Below are 22,873 nucleotides of genomic sequence, written 5' to 3'. Positions count from 1 at the left end.
ATAGAATACCCTAAAAGGATGAGACAAATGAATTTAGAAGATTTGAAAAAACGTCAGGAGAAGATTCGCAATTTCTCCATCATTGCCCACATTGACCATGGGAAATCAACCTTGGCTGACCGGATTTTGGAGGCGACGGAGACAGTTTCCAGCCGGGAAATGCAGGCCCAACTTTTAGACAGCATGGACTTAGAGCGGGAGCGCGGCATTACCATTAAGCTCAATGCTATCGAGCTCAATTATACTGCCAAGGACGGTGAAACCTATATCTTCCACTTGATTGACACGCCTGGACATGTGGATTTTACCTATGAGGTATCGCGGTCATTAGCTGCCTGTGAAGGGGCTATTTTGGTCGTGGATGCGGCTCAGGGGATTGAAGCTCAGACCTTGGCAAATGTCTATCTAGCGCTGGACAATGACTTGGAAATCCTGCCTGTTATCAATAAGATTGACCTGCCAGCTGCGGATCCAGAGCGGGTGCGGGCAGAGATTGAAGATGTGATTGGACTGGATGCTAGCGAAGCCGTATTGGCTTCTGCCAAGGCTGGCATCGGAATTGAGGAAATTTTAGAGCAGATTGTGGAAAAAGTTCCAGCTCCGACTGGAAATGTAGAAGCACCGCTCAAAGCCTTGATCTTTGACTCGGTCTATGACGCCTATCGTGGGGTAATTCTGCAAGTGCGGGTGATGGACGGCGTGGTCAAGCCGGGGGATACCATTCAGCTCATGAGCAATGGCAAGACCTTTGACGTGACTGAGGTCGGTATCTTTACGCCCAAGGCCATTGGTCGTGATTTCCTAGCGACAGGGGATGTTGGATATATCGCAGCCTCTATCAAGACGGTACAGGATACGCGGGTCGGAGATACAGTGACCTTGGCGGACAATCCAGCTGCAGAGCCACTAGCTGGCTACAAGCAGATGAACCCGATGGTCTTCGCTGGTCTCTATCCGATTGAGTCCAATAAATACAATGACTTGCGCGAGGCGCTTGAAAAGCTCCAGCTAAACGATGCCAGTCTGCAGTTTGAGCCAGAAACATCGCAGGCGTTAGGATTTGGTTTCCGTTGTGGCTTCTTGGGCTTGCTGCACATGGATGTTATTCAGGAGCGCTTGGAGCGTGAGTTCAATATTGATCTGATTATGACGGCGCCGTCCGTTATCTATAAGGTTAATCTGACAGATGGTGAAGCTATTGATGTCTCTAATCCAAGCGAGTTTCCGGATCCGACTAAGATTGACTCCATTGAAGAGCCCTATGTTAAGGCCCAGATTATGGTGCCCCAGGAATTTGTCGGAGCAGTGATGGAGTTGGCTCAGCGCAAGCGTGGTGACTTTGTGACCATGGACTATATCGATGATAATCGAGTCAATGTCATCTATCAGATTCCGCTTGCTGAAATCGTCTTTGACTTCTTTGATAAGCTCAAGTCCTCTACTCGTGGCTATGCTAGCTTTGACTATGAAATCTCTGAGTATCGCTCGTCCAAGCTGGTGAAGATGGATATTCTCCTCAATGGCGACAAGGTTGATGCTCTTAGCTTTATCGTTCACAAGGAATTTGCCTATGAGCGTGGTAAGCTGATTGTAGACAAGCTCAAGAAAATCATTCCTCGTCAGCAGTTTGAAGTACCCATTCAGGCAGCCATCGGACAGAAAATCGTGGCTCGTACAGACATCAAGGCCTTGCGTAAAAATGTTTTGGCCAAGTGTTATGGTGGTGACGTTTCTCGTAAGCGCAAACTCCTAGAAAAACAAAAAGCCGGTAAAAAACGGATGAAAGCTATCGGCTCTGTCGAAGTCCCACAAGAAGCCTTCCTCAGTGTCCTGAGTATGGATGAGGAATAAAACCTTATCTCTCTAGGTAATATATCCCAAAAGGAGAAAAACATGAAACAATCGTATCTGCTTGGAGCAGTTCTAGTATTAACTTCACTTACTCTTGTATCGTGTGCCAAGTCTGGACAAAAGCCTGATCAATCTAGTTCTTCGACTAGTTCCAGTGCACAAGTGAAAAAGAATTCTTCAAATTCTTCTAAAAGAAGCAAGAACAAAACCAATCAAGAAACAAAACGTGTTGGTTCTCCAGAGTTTGGTTATATCGATATCCCAAGTAAATGGATTAAATTTTTTGATGCAGAGGTTGAGGGACTTATCCAATATACCGACGGTTCTGCTTATAATATCGTTACCATGAATGCTGTTTCTAAGGCAGAAGCTGAAGTAGCAGATGGTGAGACTTTCAATGCAGAAACAATTGCTCAACATGTAGCCTATAATTGGAGTCAAAAAGATAATATTGAGAAGATGTGGGGCTCTAAAAGTACTGTCTCAGGAATAGAAGCCTTTCAAATAAATATCATTCTGAAATCGGGACAACTTGCTAATACATTGGTTTTCCAAAAAGATGACAAAGTCTATATACTATCCTTTGAAGGCGACGAAGAAACTCTTGATGATTTCATTACAAACATGAAAGATACTTGGAGTCTTGATAGCAAGGGAGCAGTCAGCGAATAATAGTTTAAAAAAACAAGAGGCCTATTTATTAAGTCTCTTGTTTTTTCAGTGTAGAAGCTAATTATGTTTCACAAAAAGATTGTAACTAATCAAAAAACGTTCGACTACTATCAAATCTAAGTAAAAAGACTTACAAAAATTTGTAGGTTTTTTCTTGAAATCCGAACATTAGGAAATCTTTTTTGGATTTTACTTGACATTTTTTGAAATAGGAATATGATAAAATGTGAACACTGTATAAGACAGACCTTATGCGTGTTCGAAAATAATAGAGCGTTGCATCCGTAAGTCAATTTGACACGGCTCTTAAAAAACAAAAGGAGAAAGAATGAATACTTATATCCAAAAGAAAATCGCAAACATGAAGCTGACGCTTTCTGAAATGTCTGGTGGCTATAAACGAATGGTAACTAGTATGAAGAAGCTCGGCTTTTCTGGTACCTTGAAGCTTATCTGGGACGATTTGTTTGCTCATCGCAGTCTAGGTCAATGGTTTTATCTCTTGATTCTAGGGAGTTTTCCGCTCTGGCTGGAGCTGATATATGAACATCGCATCGTGGATTGGACGGGGATGATTTGCAGTCTGACTGGGATTATCTGTGTGATCTTTGTTTCTGAAGGACGGGCTAGCAATTACCTCTTTGGTTTGATCAATTCTGTGATTTACTTGATTTTGGCTTTGCAGAAAGGCTTCTATGGCGAGGTCCTGACGACTCTTTACTTTACCATCATGCAGCCAATTGGACTCTTGGTGTGGATTTATCAAGGTCAGTTTAAGAAAGAAAAGCAAGAGTTTGTTGCTCGTAAGCTAGATGCCAAAGGATGGACAAAATATCTATCACTCAGTGTGCTTTGGTGGTTGGTCTTTGGTTTGATTTATCAGTCTGTGGGGGCTAATCGTCCTTATCGTGATTCAATCACAGATGCGACAAATGGAGTAGGGCAAATCTTGATGACGGCTGTTTATCGCGAACAGTGGATTTTCTGGGCAGCGACCAATATTTTTTCTATTTACCTCTGGTGGGGTGAAAGTCTTCAGATTCAAGGGAAATATCTGATCTATTTAATCAACAGTTTGGTAGGATGGTACCAGTGGAATAAGGCTGCTAAAAAAGCATAGTCCTATAAACAGAAAAGAAATCGGATGCGACAATGTCTCTCTTTCCTTTCGTCCTAAAAATATGGTAAACTAGTATTAGTAAAATTTATTAGATTTAGGAAGGAATGACCATGAAAAAGAAGTACTTTCTGCTCTCCCTGATAATCTTAGCCGGCCTCTCCCTGTCCTCTTGTAGCCTTATTAAGAGCTATAGCAGTCGGAATGCATCTGATTCTTCCAGTCGAGTTTCCCTGAGAGATGACAGTGATACAAGTAGTAGCAGTCGTAGAGACAAAGATTCGTCAAAGACTACTGGTACACAGCGGGTTGGCTCTGATGATTATGGCTATATTAGTATTCCTGATAATTGGATTAAGTTTACAGACGTAGATGGTGGCGATAGTGTCCAATATACGGATGGAAGTGGCTATAACATTGTCACGATGAATGCCTATACAAAAGAAAAAGCCAATATTGGAGAAGGTGAAGAATTCAGCGCTGAAACCATTGCCCAACGGATTGCCTACCACTGGAAGGATAATAAGGAAGTTGATGATTTTTGGGGAGCAAAGAGTACCGTAGCTGGAAATGAAGCCTTTCAGATTAATGTTGTTTTAAAATCCACTCAAAATTTAACGGTTTGGGTCTTCAAACAAGGCGATAAGGTCTATATGATGTCCTTTGAAGGCGATGAAGATACTCTGTATGAGTTTATCCCCTATATCGAAGAAACTTGGAGCGTCAGCAAGGACGGTGGAAAAAGCATTTAGCAACCGCATGTGATGATTGCTCTCTAAGTTCATAAAAAGCAAATCTGGGACTCGTTCTCAGATTTTTTTATGGGGTGGAATATGTCATATTTTTGGGGTTTGACAACATTTAAGAGCGCTCATTTTATGATATAATAAAAAGAATTTGAATACAGAAAGAAAAATATATGACTCAAGAAATCGACCTTGAAAAGTACCACCAGCTAGCCCTGCAAAAGCAGAAAGAGCACCGAAAATTTTTAGCCAGTCTCAAGAAAAAGCCACCAAAAAATCTAGATAAGATTGCCCAGCAAATGCATGATGAGGTTTTTGAAGAGATTGACTGTACGGCCTGCGCCAATTGCTGTAAGACTTTAGGACCAGATTTTAAGGAAGCCGATATTGTCCGTATTGCTAAGTATTTCAAGATGAAGCTGCCGGCTTTTGAAGAGGAATTTCTGCAAGTGGACGAAGACGGTGACAAGGTCTTCAAGGCCATGCCTTGTCCTTTTTTAGGTGGAGACAATCTCTGCTCAATCTACGATGTCCGTCCCAAGGCTTGCCGCGAGTTCCCTCATACAGACCGCAAGAAGATTCATCAGATTAATCATCTGACAATCAAAAATACCCTGACCTGTCCAGCGGCTTATCTCTTTGTGGAGAAGCTGCGGGATAGGTTGTAAAATCCCCCTCTAAATCTTGTACAAAAATTCTAGGGCGGAAGTATCTTAGATCTGTTAGACTATAGTTAGAATTGAACATGGCCTAGAAGCTGTGTGAAAAAGACAAAATTTTCTCGGAGCAGGAGCCCCTCCGTCATTTTCCTATTTTCACTTTGCTTTTAAGGGCCTTAGTATCTTTTGTGAGGTAAAAAAGAATATGATGCATCAATTCAATCAAACCATGGAATATCTGGAAAGTAAGTTGGACGCAGAAGTAGATTTGCAGAAATTTCAGCAGCTATCGGGCTATTCTTATGCTCTCTTCAGCAGGCTCTTTTCTATCCTGGCAGATATGACTTTAGCAGAATACTTGCGCAATCGCAGGCTATCAGAAGCTGTGACGGACTTGCGGGAAAGCTCTGATAAGGTTATTGACATAGCGATGAAATACGGCTATGAGTCTGCCGATGCCTTTAGCGCAGCCTTTAAGAAATTCCATGGTGCGACTCCCTCAGAAGTTCGAAATGGAAAACCTTATCGCGTCTTTCCTAGACTTCAATTATCCTTAAAGATTACAGGAGGAAAGAACATGGATATCAAGATTCAAAAGAAACCTGCTTTTACCGTGGCAGGCGTCCTATTGGAAGCTATTGACAATAGCCAGTGCCCGTCTGCATGGGAGCAGCTCTATGCAAATCACAGCTTTGAAAGCCTAGAAAGTCTGGGCAGTGGCCATTCCTTTGGTGTCTGCTCGGATGTCAAAGAAGGCGAAATCATCAACTATATGGCCGCTTATGATGTGACGGATAAAGCTAAAGCAGAAGCACTAGGTCTGTCAATTAAAGAAATCGCAGAAGCCGAGTATGCCATCGTACCGGTCAAAGGGGCTATACCAGCCAGTATCCACCATGCTTGGAAATATGTCTTGGAAGTCTTTTTTCCAGAAACTGGCTATCGCCACACAGGAGCACCAGACTTTGAAGTTTACACCGAGGGAGACATGTCCTCGCCAGACTATCAAATGGAACTCTGGATACCAGTGGTGAAATAAAATGGTGATTGCAAGTCATTTTTTAGGCGTTGATTACAGAGGAGGATGATGCTATGCAGATGTATTTTGGGGACGTTTCTCTTTGTTATACATATTCACTTGCGATGGCGCTGCATTCGTATGGTTATGATGTTCGCCCTGAGTTTTTGGAAGCCATTATGGTGATGGGAAATGGCGCTAGTATTGTAAAGGAAGATGAAAAACACCCGCTAGTCTTCTTTGATAATGGGATGCCAGATAGTTCTATCAGCCATTCTTTAAACATTTTGGGCTTTACATACGATGAATACTATATAAAGGATTCAAACGATTTGAATCTTCCCTCTATCAGAGAGATCTTAAGTAAGTTCTTGCTAAGCGGCCCTGTTGTTCTTGGCCCTTTAGACATGGGTTATCTGACTTATAACCCCAATCATATCCATTTGTATGGGGTGGACCATTTTGTTTCAGTTTATGATCTAGATGATGAGTTTATCTATTTCCATGATCCAGCAGGCTTTGCTTGTATGAAAATGAGTTTCTCAGAATTTTCGAAAGCCTGGGAAGCTAAAAATATCGACTATAAAAGAGGTTCTTTCTCCATGTGGGGAAATTTTAGGAAGGTCAAGAGTCCTAGTCAGTGTGAAATCTATCAAGAAACAGCAAAGATTATGAGGGCCAGATATCTGGATGGACAAAGTAATGTTTTGGAATGTTATGCAAAAGCAGTTGCTGAAAACGGCTTAAATACGGAGCAAAAACAATTGCATCAGTATTTCAGCTTTAAACTTGCTGCTGTTCGAAATCTCTATCTCAGTAAATTCTTAAAAGACCATGAACCCAAAGGGGCAAGATTAAAAGAGGAATTGGCTACTCTATTTGGTCAAGCCCACCTTTCGTGTTTAAAAGAAGATTACCAAGAACTATCCCGCTTGCTCTATCAGATAGCAGAAGTGGACCGACGCTTTAGAGATTTATATGTAAATTAACAAGACTAACGATGCTCCTAAACTTTAAAAATTAACCAGTAAAAGCAGTTGTTCAAAAATGAATAACTGCTTTTTGATTATGGTATAATGAAGTAAGAAAACACCTCAAACGTCTTTAGAAGAAGCGACTAGACTACTTGAGCAAACGTATAAAGAGCTTGTAGGCTTAGCTGAAAGATTTACCAATGACGAATTGTTTACAAAAGGTGTTTATAAGTGGACGGGTGGGACAAGTTTAGGCTCCTGCTTTGTCAGTAGAACCTCCAGTCAATATGATTGGGCTAGCAAAAAACTCAAAGCTCATCAGAAAAACTGTGAGCGCCATTAGCTAAAGTGCGTATGAAGTTTAGAAAATGTTCTTCTAAGCTTCGCATAATTTCATTCTCGTGATTTTTAAGCTATTCTAGCTTTAGAATCCTTCAAAAATTAAAATTTAAGGCTGTCATAGACTTAGAATTGCACTAAAACATTTATTTTGATGTGATTCTAAGTTTAGAGTACATTTATATTAAAGCTATTGATCTGTTCGATGCTTAGAATGTTTTGATTCTGAGAAGTGTTGACTATAAACTGGTTCGAATGGTTTTTTTCTGATTTAGGATGATAGATAGATGGGTGAGATGATGAAAATACAAAAAGAGAAAGTTAGAAAAGAGTTGGTGTCCCTCTGTTTGGGAGAGTTACAGCCGGCCTATCCTTTTGAAAAATCTGCTTGCTGATTTGAATAGTCTAGTAACCATTCTCTATCCTTTGTCTTTACTGATATTTATTTTGCTTCAAGGTTCATTTTATTGGGCAATTTTGATTAGAAGACTGTCGAATCCCCAGTTTGGAAGTGGAAGTGTCCCCAAACTTTATGGTGGTTTCAGAATACTAGACCTTGTTTTACTTATTTCAGTTTTTCCTTTTATTGTCTGGAATACACAGAGTTTCCAAGTGGCTATCTTAGCTACACTGATTCGTTTTGTAATATGATATAATTAATCTATCGAATTTTATGAATAACTACTAGAAGTGAGATAGATATGCAAATAAACTACGATAGAAAACAGAAATCAGATATTGTTATTTCTAGACCGTCAGCTATTGAAGTTGAAAAATACTTGAAATCGTGGAATAATCTTAAAAATTATAAGTTGCAAGAAGATGCTTTAGATAAATTGTTTTTTGAGCTATTACCAAGGAACGAAGAAATTTCTGATATTTTATTAAAGGTTGCTACATTAAATGATTTTTATAGCACAAATATTTTTTCAGTTTATCCAGTTGCAGAGCATATACTGAGTCTTAAAATTGATGAGAGGTTGAGACAAGGTGATGCAACTTTAGTCAATGAAATTCAAAATGTTGCTATTAATGGAGTAACTAGAAAGTTCTATTCTTTTTCTACCAAATACTGTTCTCATCATAATCCTAAAGAATACCCTATTTATGATAGCTATGTAGAAAAGGTATTAAAATATTTTAGAAAAACAGATAAATTTTCCAAATTTAAGAATGCAGATCTAAAAGATTATCAAAAATTCAAAAATATAATTATTGCTTTTAGAGAATACTACGATTTAGAAGAATTTAATCTAAAAGAGATTGATCAGTATTTATGGCAGTTGGGAAAAGAATATTTCCCAAATAAATATTAGCGACTTTTTCTCACTTAGAAAGGAAATTTAATGTCATACAAATTTCTACTTTTCGACCTTGATCATACGCTGCTGGATTTTGATACTGCTGAGGATTTTGCTCTGACTGCTTTTTTGCAAGAGCAAGGTATAACAGACATTCAGACCTACAGAGACTATTATATTCCCATGAACAAGGGGCTTTGGCGGGAACTGGAGCAGGGTAAAATTACCAAGCCAGAGCTGGTCAATACTCGCTTTTCTAGACTTTTTGCACATTTTGGTATTGAGAAGGATGGAGCAGAGCTGGCCTTTCTTTATCAGCAGCATATTGCTCAGCAAGGACAAACTTACGCTGGTGCTAGCGAGCTTTTGGACAACTTGACAGCTGCTGATTATGAGATTTACGGAGCGACCAATGGCATCACGGCTATTCAGACTGGCCGCATGGCCCATTCCGACATTTCTCCTTATTTTAATCATATTTTTATCTCGGAAAAGATGGGGACTCAGAAGCCTGAAGCTTTGTTTTATGAAAAAATAGCAGAACAGATACCAGATTTTGACCTGTCCCAGACTTTGATGATTGGAGATTCCTTGACAGCAGATATTGCTGGCGCTAATAATGCTGGACTGGACTCTCTCTGGTACAATCCCAAGCAGCTAGAAAATAAAGGTCTTTTTCAGCCGACCTATACCGCTTATTCTTATGACGACATTATCAGACTCTTGGTTCCATACGGAGACTGCAAATGAAAAAAATCCTTGCCTTGTTTTCTCTTCTTGCCAGTTTGTTGCTACTGACAGCCTGTTATGCTAAGAAAGAGGAAGTCGACGAAAGCATACGAACGACGAAGGCCCTTTTTAAAAAGCTCCCTTTTCAGCCCGTCAAGATTAGTTCTGATGGCAGTTATCATTACGAGGGAGGCGGTGCGACAATTGATTTGTATTTCACCGAGGAAGATATTCAAAAGTACCCTATTCTAAAATACCACCCAGATCGAAAAGGCAGTAAAATCGAATTTTATGAGATATTTTACGGAGAGCGAACAGCAGATCAGTTGCTGGATTGTTTGGTAGACCAAGAAATAACTAGCTTAATCGATGAGATTGAGGGCGAAATGGAAGATGACATGACAGCTGAATACCAGCAAAAATCAGGATTTGACAGAGCTCAATTTCAGACTATAAGCGTGTCGTCCTCTAAAAAGGTTGATGATTCAGACAGCCTAAATAAATATCTCATGCTATATAGTAAGTTTTTAGTCGAATTCAGGAACAATCCAGAAAATCATGATAAGCTAAAAGAGATTGTCCAAAAAATGGATAAAGCTGACCTATTAAAATGGTCTTTCGAATTTCATTCAGACCAAGTACTGGATGAGAAAAATATATCAGAAGACGAGGTAAAAAGCAGGTCCTATAATAGTCGTAGTGGAGACACAGAGTATTATGCACCAGAGACCATTAATAAGTATATTGATTTAGCTGCTTTTCCTAAAGACGCTTCAGTCAAATTGTTTTTTAAAAAATATGAAAACCTTTCTGAACAGATAGTTTTAAACAACCAAAAAGACTAATCTAAAAAAATTTCAACTCTGTCAAGAAAAAAACTTGACAGCTTTTTTTAATCTGCTATAATAGAACATGTGCTTAATAGCTCTGCTATTTCACCAAAAGAAAAAAATAAAGAAAAGAGACCTTAATAATGGCAGTAAAAATCCGTTTGACTCGTATGGGTTCTAAGAAAAAACCTTTCTACCGTATCAATGTTGCAGATTCACGTTCACCTCGTGACGGACGTTTCATCGAAACAGTTGGTACTTACAACCCACTTGTAGCTGAAAACCAAGTGACTTTGAAGGAAGACCGTATCCTTGAGTGGTTGGGCAATGGTGCACAACCTTCTGATACTGTACGCAACATCCTTTCAAAAGAAGGCGTATTGAAGAAATTCCACGATTCAAAATACTCTAAATAATAGAAGCGTAGGTTGACATATGGACACGATTGAAAATCTAATTATTGCGATAGTGAAACCTTTGATTTCACAGCCAGATGCCTTAACTATCAAGATTGAGGATACACCTGAATTTTTAGAATATCACCTGGATCTTGATCAGAGTGATGTTGGACGTGTAATCGGTCGTAAAGGTCGTACTATCTCCGCTATAAGGACGATTGTTTACTCTGTCCCAACCGAGTACAAAAAAGTTCGCATCGTCATTGATGAGAAATAAGAAGAACGGGACCAGTATGTCCCGTTTTTTTCTATTTCTCTTAGCGAACTGAGTGCACAGCACTCAAGTGAGCTTAGAGAAATTGATGCCCAGCAAAGCGTGGGTACAAGCCCCTTAATGAAATAAGCCGTTAGGCGCAGTTGAATTTAGGGGAATTGATGCAGTTCGAGCGTATGTGAGAACTAGACACTTCATTTAAGAGAAGAACGAAATGCAGGGGCGAGTTTAGAAAAATTCGAAACTGGAGGACATATGAAGCCAGAAGATTATGCTTGGAACGCTCATGAGCGCAAGTGTTATGAGAATAGCCAAGTGATTTTACCGAGTCCATACAAGCTGAAAATCCTGGATGATGGTGAGGAGAGATTGGAATTGGAGCTTGTTTTGGAACAGCTTCCTCAGGGGCAACTGGCTCGATGGGCTATGAAAATGGCGTCAAGCTTTATAGCTCTGATAGATGCGGAAGATGAGTCTGAAAAGCAGAAGATTTTGACTCAGGTAAGAGCAATTTTTCAGGCTCGACTTGATGGTAGGGCATCTGCCTATGAACTAAGGCAGGCTGGTTTCTTGGCTAACAAACTGTCGCAGCAAGCCCAATCACAAATCGGTAAATATGCTGCGCGTGTTTTTGCCCAAACAGTCGCAACAGGCCACATGCGGGGCCATGCTATTGTCGCAGCGGATTATGCCATCAAAGTCAGAAATTTGCAGAGTCCAGATGATATGCAGCGGGCTGTCAAGGAAAGAGAAAGACAGATAGAGCTGGCCTCTGCTTTTATTAGATCAGGAAAGGAAACTTTATGAAGCATTTATTTTCACGCTTGTCACCAGCGCAAAAGATTATCTTGTCTTTTCTTCTGGTGATATTCTGTGGCTCCTTGCTACTCAGTCTGCCTTGGGTGCAGACGGAAAGTTCCCAAGCGGGCTATCTGGATCATCTTTTTACAGCTGTCTCGATGGTCTGTGTGACAGGGCTTTTTACTCGATCGGTTGTGGATACATATAATGTCTGGGGACAGCTCCTTTGTATGCTGCTGATTCAGATTGGTGGTTTGGGAATCCTTACTTTTATCGGATTTTTTACCATGGAAAGTCGGAAAAAGCTCAGCCTCAAAGATCGCCGTATTCTGCGGGATAGTTTTAATTATGGTCACAATCGTACCTTAGGTCAATTTGTCCGTTCGATTTTTATCACGACTTTTACTATCGAAGGACTGGGTGCGCTTCTTCTCATGATTCGCTTCATTCCCAAGTTTGGTCTGAGAAAAGGGATTTTTAATTCTATCTTTTTAGCCGTTTCTGCATTTTGTAATGCGGGCTTTGATAATTTTGGCAATGATAGCCTACTAGGCTTGCAGACAGATGTTTTGGTCAATATCACCTTGGCTCTCCTCATTATTACTGGAGGACTTGGCTTCATGGTTTGGTTTGACTTGGCGACTAAATTGGGAGGAAAACAGAAGGGGCTGCACTTTCATACTAAGGTAGTCTTGCTGCTGACTGCTGGTCTCCTCGTTTTTGGGACGGTCACGAGTCTCTGGACGGAGTACAATAATCCTGGAACGATTGGCAATCTTTCCTTTGGCGATAAGCTACTGGTCAGCTTTTTTCAGACAGTCAGTATGAGGACAGCTGGCTTTGCTTCCATTGATTATACAGCTGCTCGTCCAGTAACCCTGTTTATCTATCTGCTCCAGATGTTTCTGGGAGGGGCTCCGGGTGGTACAGCGGGCGGTCTGAAAATTACGACCTTCCTAGTTCTTTTGCTTTTTGCTCGAAAGGAAATCCTGGGCTTGCCTCATACCAATATGGGACGGAGAACGCTGTCTCCTCAGCTAGTGCAGAAGGCTTTTGGTGTGACAGTGATTTTTCAGCTGACATTTCTGCTTGGTCTTTTGGCTCTTGGGCTAGTGACCGATAGCAGTCATCGTTTTATTTACCTGATATTTGAGACTGTGTCGGCATTGGCTACAGTTGGTGTCACGGCCAATATCACTACCAGCCTCAATACAGCTGGTATGATTGTGATTATGTTGCTAATGTTTATTGGACGGGTGGGGCCGCTGACTCTTATGGTCAGTCTCAACCATTATCAACCGAAGAAGGCTGCAACCTTGCATTACAGCAAGGCGGACATTATGATTGGATAGGAGAAAAGAAATGGCAAATCAAACAGTTGGAATCCTCGGCTTGGGGATTTTTGGACAGAGTATCATTGAGGCCTTGATTTCTCAAGATGTAGAAATCATTGCGATTGATAATCACGAAGAGACAATCAATCAGTATGAAGACATGATTGCCGTTGGTGTGATCGGGGACATTACTGATATGGAGCTTTTAGAGGCGGCAGACGTTGGGTCCTGTGATACGGTCATCGTAGCGACGGGAGAAAGTCTGGAATCCAGCGTCCTAGCGGTCATGCACTGCAAGGCATTGGGCGTTAAAAATGTCATTGCCAAGGTCAAAGATGAAGTAACTCAGCAGGTGCTGGAAAAGGTGGGAGCTGATCTAGTTATTCTGCCTGAAGTGGAGGCTGGTATTTCATTGGCTAAGACTATTCTCTTGAACCATTCGATTGAGGTCTTCCAGCTGGATGACGATGTAGTAGTGGCTGAGTTTGAACTGCCTGCTAGCTGGGTCGGGAAAACGGTCCGTGAAGTAGATGCTCGCAGGCTTTATCATCTTAATATTATCGGATACCGTCTGACAAAAAATCAGCCTTTGGAAAGCAAGTTTACTCCAGACTTTGTTTGGCCAGAAGGCGTTAGCATTATGGCTGTGACTGATAACCAGCATTTGGATAATTTACGTGAAATAGTGAGTAGCAGCTAGGATAATTCCTCTTCGGTGGGGGGCCAACCGATTCTATCTAGGCATTCGGCACCTTTCTATTATATGAAGAAAAAATGGATACATAGGAGCTCTTTCAGGGCTCTTTTTTGAAACCAGTTGCAAAATTTATTATACTATCACTAGAAAAGGAGTGATTTTATGAGCTTAACCAGCCAGATCATTACAGCAGATTTTCCAGATTTGGATAAGGTAGAAGCCTTGAATAATGAAGCTTTTCCAGAAGAGGAAAGGATACCGCTCAGTGAATTTTTGCGATATGAGGAACAGGAAGATGCTAATTTTTTCGCCTTTTATCATGAAAAGGAATTTGTTGGTTTTGCCTTTGCCATCTCCAACGCGCAAGCCTTTTATGTTAGTTTCTTTGCGATTATGCCCCACCTGCGCAGCCATGGCTATGGCGGTGAAATCATCGAAAAGCTGGTCAATTTCTATCAGCGAACCATGATTTTAGAAATCGAGCGCTTAGATGAGCCGTGTGATAATATTGAACAGCGTCAAGCTCGCTGGGATTTCTATCACAGCAAGGGTTTCCGCTCGTCGAATGCATTTCTAGAATATGACGATCTTAGTTTTGAAATTCTTTATCGAGGGGATTCTTTTGACGAAGAAGCTTTTTCGATACAAAGTCCTTGCCAGCCTTCCTCGCACTCATCCCAGTAGAAAAAGCGCTCCAGATTTTTAGGTCTGCCAAATAGTTTAGCTATGATTTTGGCTATTACAGGAATGCCCGTATTTTCCAGTAGCTCAATATAGGGGCCTTGACTAAAGTATATTAAGGCATTGTTGGGTTTTTTCCTTCTGCCGTATTCGACGACAAAACCCTTTTCTTCCCATTCCTTGACCGCTTGCCGTAAGCCTTTTACCTTGTAAATCAGATGGCCGCTTCTTATCATAGTAGCCCCTCCTTTTCGTATTCTGCCTTTACCTTAGCATAGATTTTTAGGAAAAACAAGCCTTGAGATTAGCCTTCATTCACAGTGCAAGCAACTGCCTCTTCTAACACGAATCTTGGTTGAATATGAAAAAAATTTGGTATATAATTTTGGGTATTGGGATGTCCTTATTCTGCTAGTAAAATAGCTAGCTCTCAGATACTAGTGTGTGCCCAGATAATATTTTTAAGAATTGATTGGAGACATTATGAAAGAAAAAATCATCAAAACGAAAGTAGGACAGTTATTTGTATCTTATCAACCTGCGGAAAAGATTGCTGTATTTTTAAGCGGTGCAGGGAGTCTGCCGACCTATGAAAATTTTTTGCCAGTTATTCGGAAGTTACCTGAAAATTGGGGCTATTTAACAATAGATTACCCTAATGCTGGCCAAAGCCTACTGGAAAATCAAGAAAATTTTGTTTTGGATGATTTGGTTCAATCTATTATAGAGGTTTTATCGCATTTTAAAGTCATTCAGTATGCTATTTGCGCGCACAGTATTAGTGGCCTTGTGGCAGTTAAAATTGCTGAGTCAGAGTCGTTTTGTCAGGGATTAATCTTGATTGAACCGACCACTTATTCTGTTCTATATGGCGAATTAGCTCAGAATCCTTATCCCGAATTTTTATACTTACAGGAGAAAGTTCAGACGCTTGGTGGAGGATATGAATATCTGAAAAAAATAGGGCAAGAGAGTTTTTCAGCAGCTGATTTTAAAATCTTATGGGAGAAGGCAGAAAGGGGGTTAGATAGATTAAAATCTGTACAAGAAGGATTTCAATATTACTGCAGTATCGCAGAAAGCGATTTTCAGAACTTAGATATCTTTTTTCAATTCCCGATTTTTATCCTTAGTCAGGCCTATCGAGAACAAGAATATAAAGATTCCGAATTTGCTTCACAAAATACCCAGATTATTTTAGGAGGCAACCATCATTATTTACATTGGAGTCAGTCAGAAAAGATAGTTGAGCTTCTTTTAGAAATGTGATGAAAAGTTGTATGCAAACTCTAATTAGTATATCGAAAGCGGGAGTAAATATACATGCAAAATAGCTGAGATTTTTATCTCAGCTATTTAGTACGTATTTATGAGAGTATTACCCTAGTATCTCAGCAATAGCATCTCGAATCTCCTGAACGGTTGCGGATTTGCTATGGTCACTGGTATCAAACTCAATGTATTTGCCATCAGCATCAACAGTTCCACCTACAGGCCCTTCGGATCCGTCCACAGATGTTCCGATGGCTGGTGGCAAACTTTTATCCGCATCATCAGTATCAATAACTATGATGCGAGTATTGGACTCGAGATCATCTATCATTGGAAGAGACGATGCGGAGGTCATGTTCTGACTAGCGTAGTATTCTAGAAAAGCCTTGATGGTTCGATTGTCAATTTGAGCAATTTTTTCATCAAGGGCTGAGAGATTTCTAGTTTCCCTCGTTTCATTTTCCATTGCTTGGCCTTTTTTGACCTGTGTCAAAGCAGTCAGACTGGCGGCTGTTGTGGCTAGAATAGCAGTAGAGAGCAGGAGTTTACTTAACTTTTTTCCCATAGTCGTCACCAACTTCTTTCTAGTTTTGCGTAAACACACTTGAGTGTTTATAGTGTTGTGGCTCTATATGTATAATTATACGTTAAACAGCAATTTTAATCAAATAAATATAGGCAAGGAAAATCCCTCTTATCTCCCTTGTACATTCCCCTATATCATGATAAAATACTAGGCAGAGTATAATATGTTGGAGTCGAGATGAATTATTTTAATGTTGGAAAAATTGTCAATACGCAAGGTTTGCAAGGTGAGATGCGGGTTTTGTCAGTGACGGATTTTGCAGAAGAGCGTTTTAAAAAAGGCAATACCCTTGCCCTGTTTGACAAGAAAGATCAGTTTGTCATGGATGTGGAGATTTCTAGCTATCGCAAGGTCAAGAACTTTGATATTATCAAGTTTAAGGGGATGTACCACATCAATGACATCGAGAAATTCCGTGATTTCACTCTGAAGGTCCGAGAGGAGGATTTGACGGACTTGGGAGACGGGGAATTTTACTACCATGAAATCATCGGCCTTGAAGTCTATGAAAATGACATTCTTCTTGGTACGATTAAGGAAATTCTGCAGCCAGGAGCCAATGATGTCTGGGTGGTCAAGCGTAAAGGCAAGCGCGACTTGCTTCTGCCCTACATTCCGCCAGTGGTGCTGGGGATTGACATTGAGCAAGGTCGGGTTGATGTTGAGATACCGGAAGGACTGGACGATGAAAATTGATATTTTGACTCTCTTTCCGGAGATGTTTGCGCCCTTGGAACACTCTATCGTCGGTAAAGCTCGGGAAAAAGGCCTCTTAGAAATCAACTACCACAATTTTCGAGAGAAGGCTGAAAAATCCCGGCATGTAGACGACGAGCCATACGGCGGAGGCCAGGGTATGCTGCTACGGGCCCAACCTATTTTTGATGCCTATGATGCCATTGAAAAGAAGCAACCGCGTGTGATTTTGCTGGATCCTGCTGGTCGGACTTTTGACCAAGCCTATGCTGAGGAATTGTCTAAGGAAAAGGAACTCATTTTCATTTGTGGCCATTATGAAGGCTATGATGAGCGGATCAAGACTTTAGTGACAGATGAAATCTCGCTTGGGGACTATGTCCTTACTGGGGGAGAATTGGCAGCTATGACTATGATTGATGCTACAGTTCGCTTGATTCCAGAGGTTATTGGAAAGGAAGCCAGTCATACAGATGACAGTTTTTCGTCTGGACTCTTGGAATATCCTCAGTACACTCGGCCTTATGACTATCGGGGTATGGTTGTTCCTGAAGTCCTTATGAGTGGCCATCATGAAAACATCCGCAAGTGGCGTCTCTATGAAAGTCTGAAAAAGACCTATCTAAGACGTCCTGACTTGCTGGAACGCTATCAAATGACGGCCGAAGAAGAAGCGATGTTAGAGGAAATTCGACAAGCTCAAACGGACTGACAAGCAAAGTTAACTCTTAGAAAGGATCTAGGAGTTTTTGCTTTATTTAATACAGAAATGCTCATTTTTGTTGGAAAAACCATCTTATTTTTCTAATACAACTTTTTTGTAACTAAATTGTAATAAAAAAACTATTAAAAGGAGACGTTTGCTACTAGTTAATACTAGAGTTTTGTGATAGTATATTACTATGCGGGCTGCTATACCCAGGTTAATTATAGTATGTGAGATTATAAAAAGGAGATTGATTATGGAAAAGAAAATAGGCAAGTCTGTTGTAGCGACTGGTATCGCGGCTACAACTATTATTTCTGGTGGACTGACCCATCAAGTGCACGCGGATGAGTTGGTTGAATCAACTGTAACAGCTCCACAAGCGACTGAAGTAACTGGAAAACCAGTGACAGCAGCAGATGTAGCTGTTGCCCAAGAAAATGCTGAAGCTGCCAAAGCTAAACTCGATGAGCAAAGATCGATAGTAGATACTGCTAAAACAGAAGCTGAAGATGCAAAAGCTAGCGTGAAAGTGGCTGAAGCCGCTGTTGAGACTGCTAAAGAAATACAGGCAGAAGCAACAGAAGAAAATGTTGCTAAGGCGGAGACAGAAGCAAAAACAGCAGAGCAAGAGGTTGGCGCGAAAGACGTTGCTGTTCGAGAAGCAGAGGCTAAGGCTGCCAAGGCAGACCAAGCTGTTAAAGATCAAGCGAATACTATTAAGGCGAGCCAATCTCTGGTAGACATTGCCGAGACTGAATTGAAACAAGCTAAAACACCGCTTAACTCAGAAGAGCAAGCTGTAGCAACTGCTAAGAGCCAGCAAAGTCAAGCACAGACCGCTTTAGACAATGCAAAGACTGAGTTGACAAAGGCGGAACAAGCAGCGTCTTCTGCTCCACAAGTGCAGGCTGAAATCCAGAATAAAATCAATCAGACAAAGGCATCTTTGAGCCAAACCAATCAAGCTATCAGCTCTCTTGAAGCGCAAATTCCTGCTGCTGAGAAAGCAGCAGCAACAGCTCCTGTTGACCTTCGCAATACGACTTATTCTCAATTTTTAGAAAATGTTCGTAACAATGCGGCTAATCAAGAAATTCGTGATGCTGCTAACAATGCACTTGCTGTTTACCAACGCGGACAAAATGAATTTGGTATCTCAGTTAATTCTGACCCAACTAGTCCAGCTAATCTGGAAAATAACCTGCAAGCTTTAGAGTTGGTCAAGGCTATTAATGCTTACCGTCGTAATGCCGGCTTACAAGAGTTGTTGGTTGATCCATATGCGAATGTGGCTAGCCAGATTCAGACTATCTACTTTGAGCGCAATAACTGGCACATGGGCAAGCTGATTGGTAACGAAAATGTAGCGATTAGCTTTGACCCACAAGGAGCTGTCAATTTCTGGCATAGTGAAAAAGAACTCTATCAACGGATTGCGGCGCAATATGGACTGCCTACTGATGAAACTCAGATTGATGCTAATGCTATCTATATGAGAGTTGGTGCTGATGTATTTGCTAAAATTGGCCACTATGTGCAGATGATGGACAATAAAGCCAATGCTATCTCGGCGGCTTATGATAAACATCCAAACCAATGGGGCACTCCTCATGGTACATCCGAGGTTGGTTTCCATCACATTAGCAACTTTAACCAGCGTGTTAATAACGGTACTCTATTGACTGTTGCTGCTATGGAGCAGTTGTTGCGTGCTGGTGGTGGTCGTTCTGCAGGTTCTAACGCTAATGTTACAGCACTTAAGAATCAATTAGCTGAACTTAAGGCTCAAAAAGTTGGTCAGGAATCAGCTATCAATATCCTAAATGCTCAATTAGCTGATGCTCAAAAGACAGCGGCAGCTCAAATTGCAGCAGTTGAAGCAGCTCGTCAGAAGGTAGCAACTGCTGAAAATAATCTAGCTTTGACTAAGCAGAATGTTGCTCTCAAGCAAGAAGCTCTTGACAGAGCAACAGCTAAGATTGCAGCAAGCTTGGCTCCTTACCAAACTAACTTGAGCAATGCTCAGGCAGTTCTAGCGGCAGCTAAGGATAAGTTGGCAGAACTTCAGTCTGCTCAAGAAGCTGCGAAAGCTAATTTGACAACTGCTCAAGAGGACTTGCTGTCTGCTCAAAAAACATTAGCTGCAGCTAAAAAGAAAGTTATTGACCTTCAAAATGCTCCTCAGTTACTTGCAGAAGCAGAGCGGGAGTTGGCAGAAGCGCAGCTTGATTTTGAAGCTAAACAAGCAATCTTAAATCAAGAGACTGCAACTTTAGCTGTCCTTGAGGAATCCTACAACAGTCTTCAAGCCAATTATGAAACTCTCTTGAATATCTTGAATCAAGCAGCTCTCCTGTATGGAAATGCTCTGAATAGTAACTATCGCTCAGGTGAAGATAAACAGACTCTAACTGCTGTAAAAGGCGGAGCTGCTGGTCCAGGTGCAAAGGATGAATCTAAGAAAGATTCAGATGCTAAGACTGCAGAAGTTCATGCGAACACTCGTGAAGTCAAAGGAGCTACTACGGGTGCCGTTCAAGCGGCAGGTGGTGGTGCGTTTACTGATTTTGTTGTAAATCCTGCAGCTCAACTTGCTAGCGTGGCTACGACAGCTGATAAGGCTCCAACAGTTCCTGCTATTCTGCCAAATACTGGCTCAGAAGCAGAACGCCTTGCAATTTTTGGTATGGCACTTGGTGCAGCTGCCTTTTTGGGAACGAACAAGCGCCGTCGCAGAGACGAAGATTATAATTAATGAAATAAAAAATGAGATTGGAACGATTTCCAGACTCATTTTTTTTGTCCAAGTTAATAAGCAATCTCATATAAAAGGGATGAGGAGTTAAGTTCCACATTTTCTAAGAAAGATAAAAACTTCCGATATTAATTGTCGGAAGTTTTTGATATACATAATAGATTCTATTTGACTGCTCCGCCTGTTACACCTTCTACGTAGTATTTCTGCATGAAGATGAAGAGAAGAGTGATTGGGATAGCGATGATAATTGCTCCAGATGTGAAAGGCAAGAACCATTTATTGATGGCGTCCTTATTAAGCATTTGGAAAAGTCCCAAAGCCACTGTATATTTTTCCTTGACATCGCCTAGAATCACAGAGGCAAAGATGAAGTCAACCCAAGGTCCCATGAAAGCCATAAGCGCTGTATAAACGATAATCGGTTTTGACAGCGGTAATGTAATAGTCCGGAAGATTTGGAAGCGAGTTGCTCCGTCAATCATAGCGGATTCGTCCAAGGAATATGGGATTGTATCAAAGAAACCTTTAGCAATATAGAAGCCTAGAGCCGCTCCAGCTGAATAAACCAGAATCAGTGATGTAAGGGTTTGTGTCAAATTGAGTGCTTTCAAGATGTAGTAAACCGCAATCATAGACATGAAGCCTGGGAACATGTTAAGTACCAGAGCCAGCTTGAGGAAACGATTTTTATGCTTGAATTTGATACGGCTGAGTGAGTAAGCCATACCCACAGTAATCAAAGTAGACAGGATACAGGTCGCTGTTGCAACAATCAGGGTATTCATAAACCACTGAACAAAAGGATATGTGTTGTTATTAAACAGTCTGATATAGTTGTCAAGAGTATAAGTCTTAGGGAAGAAGTAAGGGACTGCATTAGAGCCTTCACCACGGAAGCTGGTCAGAAAAATCCAGATAATCGGTGTAAGCCAGATAAATGCTAGAACAGCCAGTAAGACATAAATCCCTAATAAACTGAGTTTTTTTCTATTTTTCATTATTTAGCAGTTCCTTCCTTGAATGAAGCGGATCTAGTATAGGCTAAGAGACTGAAGGCTGCAGAGATTGCAAAGATCAGGATACCGATAACAGATGCCAGATTGTAGTCCTTGGCTGAAACGGTCAGTTTATAGAGCCAGGTAACCAAGAGGTCAGTTGAGCCTGCCTGATAGTAGGAAGAGTTAGTAGGTCCACCGCCTGTCAGGAAGTAGATAACGTTGAAGTTGTTAATGTTTCCGATAAACTGCTGAATGAGTGATGGCGCCATAATCAAGAGAATTTGAGGGAAAGTAATGCTCTTGAAGATTTGAAGCTTGCTAGCTCCATCAATCTCAGCAGCTTCGATTTGCTCGCTAGGTAGGTTCATGATAATCCCAGTTGCTACCAGCATGGTAAATGGAATACCAATCCACATATTGACAAGGATGATTGAGAACTTAGCCCAAACAGGGTCACTCAAGAATGGAATTGGATGCTGAATGAGATGAAGGCTTTGCAATAATCCGTTCAAAGGTCCATTGTCATTCAGGAAATTACGCATCAAGAGCAGAGATACGAATTGGGGTACAGCAATAGTGATAACGAAGAGTGTGCGCCAAACTTTCTTGTACTTGAGGCCTTTGGTATTGAGTAAGAGAGCGAGAACAATACCGAAGAAGAAAGTAGTAGCTGTCGCAGCAACCGCCCAAATCAAGGTCCAGCCTAAAAGTGGGAAGAAGGTGCTAGCCATGCGACCTGAGAAAACATCACCGAAGCTAGAGAAGCCAACCCAGTCAAAGAGTGATTTAGGAGCTGGATGGTTATGGTCAAAGTTAGTAAAGGCCAAACAGATCATATAGATCAGAGGCAGGATGGTAAAGAGCAGTACTCCGATAAGAGGGATGCTCATTAGGCCCATGTGAAATCGGCCGTCAGCCAGCGTCTTGAAGTCCTCAACGAAGTTAGGAATCTTCTGACCGGACTGCTTGAGAGCCATCAAGTGACGAGCACTTTTCAGGTTACACCAGTAGATGTAGGCGAAGACTGCACAGAAGATAAGAGAAGCAAGTCCAAAAATCAGCATCAGCATAGAGTTGTCACCCGCTACTTGAACGGTGATTTCCAAACCGTTAACTTTTTTGATAGCCTCTCCCTGCTCTTGAGTCCCCAATGTAATCATGCCACCAATAGCTGGTATGATTTGGACTGCAAAAGCAATCAGGAAAGCAATTTCTGAGAAGAGGAAGAGCAGCCCCTTAATAAATTGTTTGTTTACAAGGTTGCTCAGTCCCATTACCAGAAAAGAGAGTTTGACATCCCAAGTTCCCTCTTTAAAGACCTGAACCATGGATGCATTGTCATAAGATGACTGAGTCATAGTATTCTCCTTATATTTACAAAGAAAGAAGTGAGGAGGCCGCCCTCCTCACTTCAATGCTTATTTTTATTCGTT

The 22,873-nt window shown here is 41.2% G+C and carries 24 protein-coding genes and 2 pseudogenes; 22 read left to right on the top strand and 4 right to left on the bottom strand.

Annotation, left to right across the window (positions count from 1 at the left end; all coding sequences use genetic code 11):
- The first annotated feature begins 27 nt into the window (after positions 1-27).
- The 18 genes and pseudogenes from lepA to RSK81_RS06900 all read left to right on the top strand — a co-directional run bounded on the left by lepA (position 28) and on the right by RSK81_RS06900 (position 14,424).
- Entirely contained in the window at positions 28-1,851 is a 1,824-nt protein-coding gene (gene lepA, locus RSK81_RS06985; RefSeq protein ID WP_023916330.1) for a translation elongation factor 4, read from the top strand.
- A 42-nt stretch (positions 1,852-1,893) separates the two neighbouring features.
- Positions 1,894-2,523, top strand: coding sequence for a hypothetical protein (locus RSK81_RS06980; RefSeq protein ID WP_002900205.1), 630 nt, complete (start codon positions 1,894-1,896; stop codon positions 2,521-2,523).
- Between the two features lie 328 nt (positions 2,524-2,851).
- Positions 2,852-3,643 (top strand): nicotinamide riboside transporter PnuC, encoded by a 792-nt coding sequence (gene pnuC, locus RSK81_RS06975; protein ID WP_002900207.1) that lies wholly within the window; start codon positions 2,852-2,854, stop codon positions 3,641-3,643.
- Between the two features lie 104 nt (positions 3,644-3,747).
- Positions 3,748-4,392 (top strand): hypothetical protein, encoded by a 645-nt coding sequence (locus tag RSK81_RS06970; protein WP_315686291.1) that lies wholly within the window; start codon positions 3,748-3,750, stop codon positions 4,390-4,392.
- 167 nt (positions 4,393-4,559) lie between these two features.
- Positions 4,560-5,054, top strand: coding sequence for a YkgJ family cysteine cluster protein (locus tag RSK81_RS06965; RefSeq protein ID WP_002912619.1), 495 nt, complete (start codon positions 4,560-4,562; stop codon positions 5,052-5,054).
- A 196-nt stretch (positions 5,055-5,250) separates the two neighbouring features.
- On the top strand, positions 5,251-6,084 hold the full coding sequence (locus RSK81_RS06960) for an AraC family transcriptional regulator (protein WP_048772821.1): 834 nt from the start codon (positions 5,251-5,253) through the stop codon (positions 6,082-6,084).
- A gap of 53 nt (positions 6,085-6,137) precedes the next feature.
- The gene (locus RSK81_RS06955; protein ID WP_032910409.1) at positions 6,138-7,052 is read left to right on the top strand and encodes a hypothetical protein; all 915 of its coding nucleotides are present in this window, start codon (positions 6,138-6,140) and stop codon (positions 7,050-7,052) included.
- Positions 7,053-7,146: 94 nt separating this feature from the next.
- Positions 7,147-7,380, top strand: a pseudogene (locus RSK81_RS06950) (ClbS/DfsB family four-helix bundle protein); the annotation flags it as partial.
- Between the two features lie 283 nt (positions 7,381-7,663).
- Positions 7,664-8,015 (top strand): annotated as a pseudogene (locus RSK81_RS06945) (hypothetical protein); the annotation flags it as partial.
- 62 nt (positions 8,016-8,077) lie between these two features.
- Positions 8,078-8,692, top strand: a complete 615-nt coding sequence (locus RSK81_RS06940; RefSeq protein WP_002900215.1) for a hypothetical protein — start codon at positions 8,078-8,080, stop codon at positions 8,690-8,692.
- A gap of 30 nt (positions 8,693-8,722) precedes the next feature.
- Positions 8,723-9,427 carry a YjjG family noncanonical pyrimidine nucleotidase gene (locus RSK81_RS06935; protein WP_315686289.1) on the top strand — a complete coding sequence of 235 codons (705 nt, stop codon included), beginning with the start codon at positions 8,723-8,725 and terminating at the stop codon, positions 9,425-9,427.
- Complete coding sequence (locus RSK81_RS06930; protein WP_315686287.1) at positions 9,424-10,251, top strand: hypothetical protein; 828 nt, start codon at positions 9,424-9,426, stop codon at positions 10,249-10,251. Before RSK81_RS06935 ends, RSK81_RS06930 begins: the two co-directional genes overlap by 4 nt.
- A 128-nt stretch (positions 10,252-10,379) precedes the next feature.
- Entirely contained in the window at positions 10,380-10,652 is a 273-nt protein-coding gene (gene rpsP, locus RSK81_RS06925; protein WP_002895310.1) for a 30S ribosomal protein S16, read from the top strand.
- 19 nt (positions 10,653-10,671) lie between these two features.
- Positions 10,672-10,911 (top strand): RNA-binding protein KphA, encoded by a 240-nt coding sequence (gene kphA, locus RSK81_RS06920; RefSeq protein WP_002895313.1) that lies wholly within the window; start codon positions 10,672-10,674, stop codon positions 10,909-10,911.
- A gap of 252 nt (positions 10,912-11,163) precedes the next feature.
- A complete protein-coding gene (locus RSK81_RS06915) occupies positions 11,164-11,715 on the top strand; it encodes a putative immunity protein (protein WP_315686286.1) in 552 nt (183 codons plus the stop codon).
- The gene (locus tag RSK81_RS06910) at positions 11,712-13,061 is read left to right on the top strand and encodes a TrkH family potassium uptake protein (RefSeq protein ID WP_002912610.1); all 1,350 of its coding nucleotides are present in this window, start codon (positions 11,712-11,714) and stop codon (positions 13,059-13,061) included. The genes RSK81_RS06915 and RSK81_RS06910 overlap by 4 nt, the downstream gene beginning before the upstream one ends.
- A gap of 10 nt (positions 13,062-13,071) precedes the next feature.
- A complete protein-coding gene (locus RSK81_RS06905) occupies positions 13,072-13,743 on the top strand; it encodes a potassium channel family protein (RefSeq protein WP_032913402.1) in 672 nt (223 codons plus the stop codon).
- 159 nt (positions 13,744-13,902) lie between these two features.
- Positions 13,903-14,424: a GNAT family N-acetyltransferase gene (locus RSK81_RS06900; protein ID WP_002900222.1), complete on the top strand. Its 522-nt coding sequence runs from the start codon at positions 13,903-13,905 to the stop codon at positions 14,422-14,424.
- Here RSK81_RS06900 and RSK81_RS06895 read toward each other — a convergent pair.
- On the bottom strand, positions 14,346-14,657 hold the full coding sequence (locus tag RSK81_RS06895) for a VOC family protein (RefSeq protein WP_002912608.1): 312 nt from the start codon (positions 14,655-14,657) through the stop codon (positions 14,346-14,348). The genes RSK81_RS06900 and RSK81_RS06895 overlap by 79 nt on opposite strands.
- A 247-nt stretch (positions 14,658-14,904) precedes the next feature.
- Here RSK81_RS06895 and RSK81_RS06890 point away from each other — a divergent pair, with 247 nt between their 5' ends.
- Positions 14,905-15,690: an alpha/beta hydrolase gene (locus RSK81_RS06890; protein ID WP_315686283.1), complete on the top strand. Its 786-nt coding sequence runs from the start codon at positions 14,905-14,907 to the stop codon at positions 15,688-15,690.
- A 109-nt stretch (positions 15,691-15,799) separates the two neighbouring features.
- Here the strand turns inward: RSK81_RS06890 and RSK81_RS06885 are convergent, their stop codons facing one another.
- Positions 15,800-16,258: a hypothetical protein gene (locus tag RSK81_RS06885; RefSeq protein WP_002906422.1), complete on the bottom strand. Its 459-nt coding sequence runs from the start codon at positions 16,256-16,258 to the stop codon at positions 15,800-15,802.
- A gap of 198 nt (positions 16,259-16,456) precedes the next feature.
- On the opposite strand from RSK81_RS06885, the gene rimM reads away from it, so the two are divergent.
- From rimM to RSK81_RS06870, 3 genes are all read left to right on the top strand, one after another.
- Positions 16,457-16,975: a ribosome maturation factor RimM gene (gene rimM, locus RSK81_RS06880; RefSeq protein WP_125351294.1), complete on the top strand. Its 519-nt coding sequence runs from the start codon at positions 16,457-16,459 to the stop codon at positions 16,973-16,975.
- Positions 16,965-17,687 carry a tRNA (guanosine(37)-N1)-methyltransferase TrmD gene (gene trmD / locus RSK81_RS06875; protein WP_315686280.1) on the top strand — a complete coding sequence of 241 codons (723 nt, stop codon included), beginning with the start codon at positions 16,965-16,967 and terminating at the stop codon, positions 17,685-17,687. The genes rimM and trmD overlap by 11 nt, the downstream gene beginning before the upstream one ends.
- Before the next feature lie 190 nt (positions 17,688-17,877).
- A complete protein-coding gene (locus tag RSK81_RS06870; protein WP_315686279.1) occupies positions 17,878-20,439 on the top strand; it encodes a CAP domain-containing protein in 2,562 nt (853 codons plus the stop codon).
- 164 nt (positions 20,440-20,603) lie between these two features.
- Here RSK81_RS06870 and RSK81_RS06865 read toward each other — a convergent pair whose 3' ends face one another.
- On the bottom strand, positions 20,604-21,440 hold the full coding sequence (locus tag RSK81_RS06865) for a sugar ABC transporter permease (protein WP_002895328.1): 837 nt from the start codon (positions 21,438-21,440) through the stop codon (positions 20,604-20,606).
- Positions 21,440-22,798: a sugar ABC transporter permease gene (locus tag RSK81_RS06860; RefSeq protein ID WP_315686277.1), complete on the bottom strand. Its 1,359-nt coding sequence runs from the start codon at positions 22,796-22,798 to the stop codon at positions 21,440-21,442. The genes RSK81_RS06865 and RSK81_RS06860 overlap by 1 nt, the downstream gene beginning before the upstream one ends.
- Between the last annotated feature and the right edge of the window lie 75 nt (positions 22,799-22,873).

The organism is Streptococcus sp. DTU_2020_1000888_1_SI_GRL_NUU_041A, from assembly GCF_032387735.1.
Classification (GTDB): Bacteria; Bacillota; Bacilli; order Lactobacillales; family Streptococcaceae; genus Streptococcus; species Streptococcus sanguinis.
This window is presented reverse-complemented; position numbering and strand designations above follow the sequence as displayed.

What these genes read in the sequence shown, in the direction of transcription:
- RSK81_RS06940 (WP_002900215.1), top strand. Translation starts at nt 8,078, where the DNA reads ATGCAAATAAACTACGATAGAAAACAGAAATCAGATATTGTTATTTCT.
- RSK81_RS06980 (WP_002900205.1), top strand. Translation starts at nt 1,894, where the DNA reads ATGAAACAATCGTATCTGCTTGGAGCAGTTCTAGTATTAACTTCACTT.
- RSK81_RS06910 (WP_002912610.1), top strand. Translation starts at nt 11,712, where the DNA reads ATGAAGCATTTATTTTCACGCTTGTCACCAGCGCAAAAGATTATCTTG.
- RSK81_RS06970 (WP_315686291.1), top strand. Translation starts at nt 3,748, where the DNA reads ATGACCATGAAAAAGAAGTACTTTCTGCTCTCCCTGATAATCTTAGCC.
- RSK81_RS06870 (WP_315686279.1), top strand. Translation starts at nt 17,878, where the DNA reads ATGCGGGCTGCTATACCCAGGTTAATTATAGTATGTGAGATTATAAAA.
- RSK81_RS06860 (WP_315686277.1), bottom strand. Translation starts at nt 22,798, where the DNA reads ATGACTCAGTCATCTTATGACAATGCATCCATGGTTCAGGTCTTTAAA.
- RSK81_RS06900 (WP_002900222.1), top strand. Translation starts at nt 13,903, where the DNA reads ATGAGCTTAACCAGCCAGATCATTACAGCAGATTTTCCAGATTTGGAT.
- rpsP (WP_002895310.1), top strand. Translation starts at nt 10,380, where the DNA reads ATGGCAGTAAAAATCCGTTTGACTCGTATGGGTTCTAAGAAAAAACCT.
- RSK81_RS06930 (WP_315686287.1), top strand. Translation starts at nt 9,424, where the DNA reads ATGAAAAAAATCCTTGCCTTGTTTTCTCTTCTTGCCAGTTTGTTGCTA.
- RSK81_RS06890 (WP_315686283.1), top strand. Translation starts at nt 14,905, where the DNA reads ATGAAAGAAAAAATCATCAAAACGAAAGTAGGACAGTTATTTGTATCT.
- trmD (WP_315686280.1), top strand. Translation starts at nt 16,965, where the DNA reads ATGAAAATTGATATTTTGACTCTCTTTCCGGAGATGTTTGCGCCCTTG.
- RSK81_RS06885 (WP_002906422.1), bottom strand. Translation starts at nt 16,258, where the DNA reads ATGGGAAAAAAGTTAAGTAAACTCCTGCTCTCTACTGCTATTCTAGCC.
- kphA (WP_002895313.1), top strand. Translation starts at nt 10,672, where the DNA reads ATGGACACGATTGAAAATCTAATTATTGCGATAGTGAAACCTTTGATT.
- RSK81_RS06955 (WP_032910409.1), top strand. Translation starts at nt 6,138, where the DNA reads ATGCAGATGTATTTTGGGGACGTTTCTCTTTGTTATACATATTCACTT.
- RSK81_RS06960 (WP_048772821.1), top strand. Translation starts at nt 5,251, where the DNA reads ATGATGCATCAATTCAATCAAACCATGGAATATCTGGAAAGTAAGTTG.
- pnuC (WP_002900207.1), top strand. Translation starts at nt 2,852, where the DNA reads ATGAATACTTATATCCAAAAGAAAATCGCAAACATGAAGCTGACGCTT.
- lepA (WP_023916330.1), top strand. Translation starts at nt 28, where the DNA reads ATGAATTTAGAAGATTTGAAAAAACGTCAGGAGAAGATTCGCAATTTC.
- rimM (WP_125351294.1), top strand. Translation starts at nt 16,457, where the DNA reads ATGAATTATTTTAATGTTGGAAAAATTGTCAATACGCAAGGTTTGCAA.
- RSK81_RS06965 (WP_002912619.1), top strand. Translation starts at nt 4,560, where the DNA reads ATGACTCAAGAAATCGACCTTGAAAAGTACCACCAGCTAGCCCTGCAA.
- RSK81_RS06935 (WP_315686289.1), top strand. Translation starts at nt 8,723, where the DNA reads ATGTCATACAAATTTCTACTTTTCGACCTTGATCATACGCTGCTGGAT.
- RSK81_RS06905 (WP_032913402.1), top strand. Translation starts at nt 13,072, where the DNA reads ATGGCAAATCAAACAGTTGGAATCCTCGGCTTGGGGATTTTTGGACAG.
- RSK81_RS06895 (WP_002912608.1), bottom strand. Translation starts at nt 14,657, where the DNA reads ATGATAAGAAGCGGCCATCTGATTTACAAGGTAAAAGGCTTACGGCAA.
- RSK81_RS06865 (WP_002895328.1), bottom strand. Translation starts at nt 21,440, where the DNA reads ATGAAAAATAGAAAAAAACTCAGTTTATTAGGGATTTATGTCTTACTG.
- RSK81_RS06915 (WP_315686286.1), top strand. Translation starts at nt 11,164, where the DNA reads ATGAAGCCAGAAGATTATGCTTGGAACGCTCATGAGCGCAAGTGTTAT.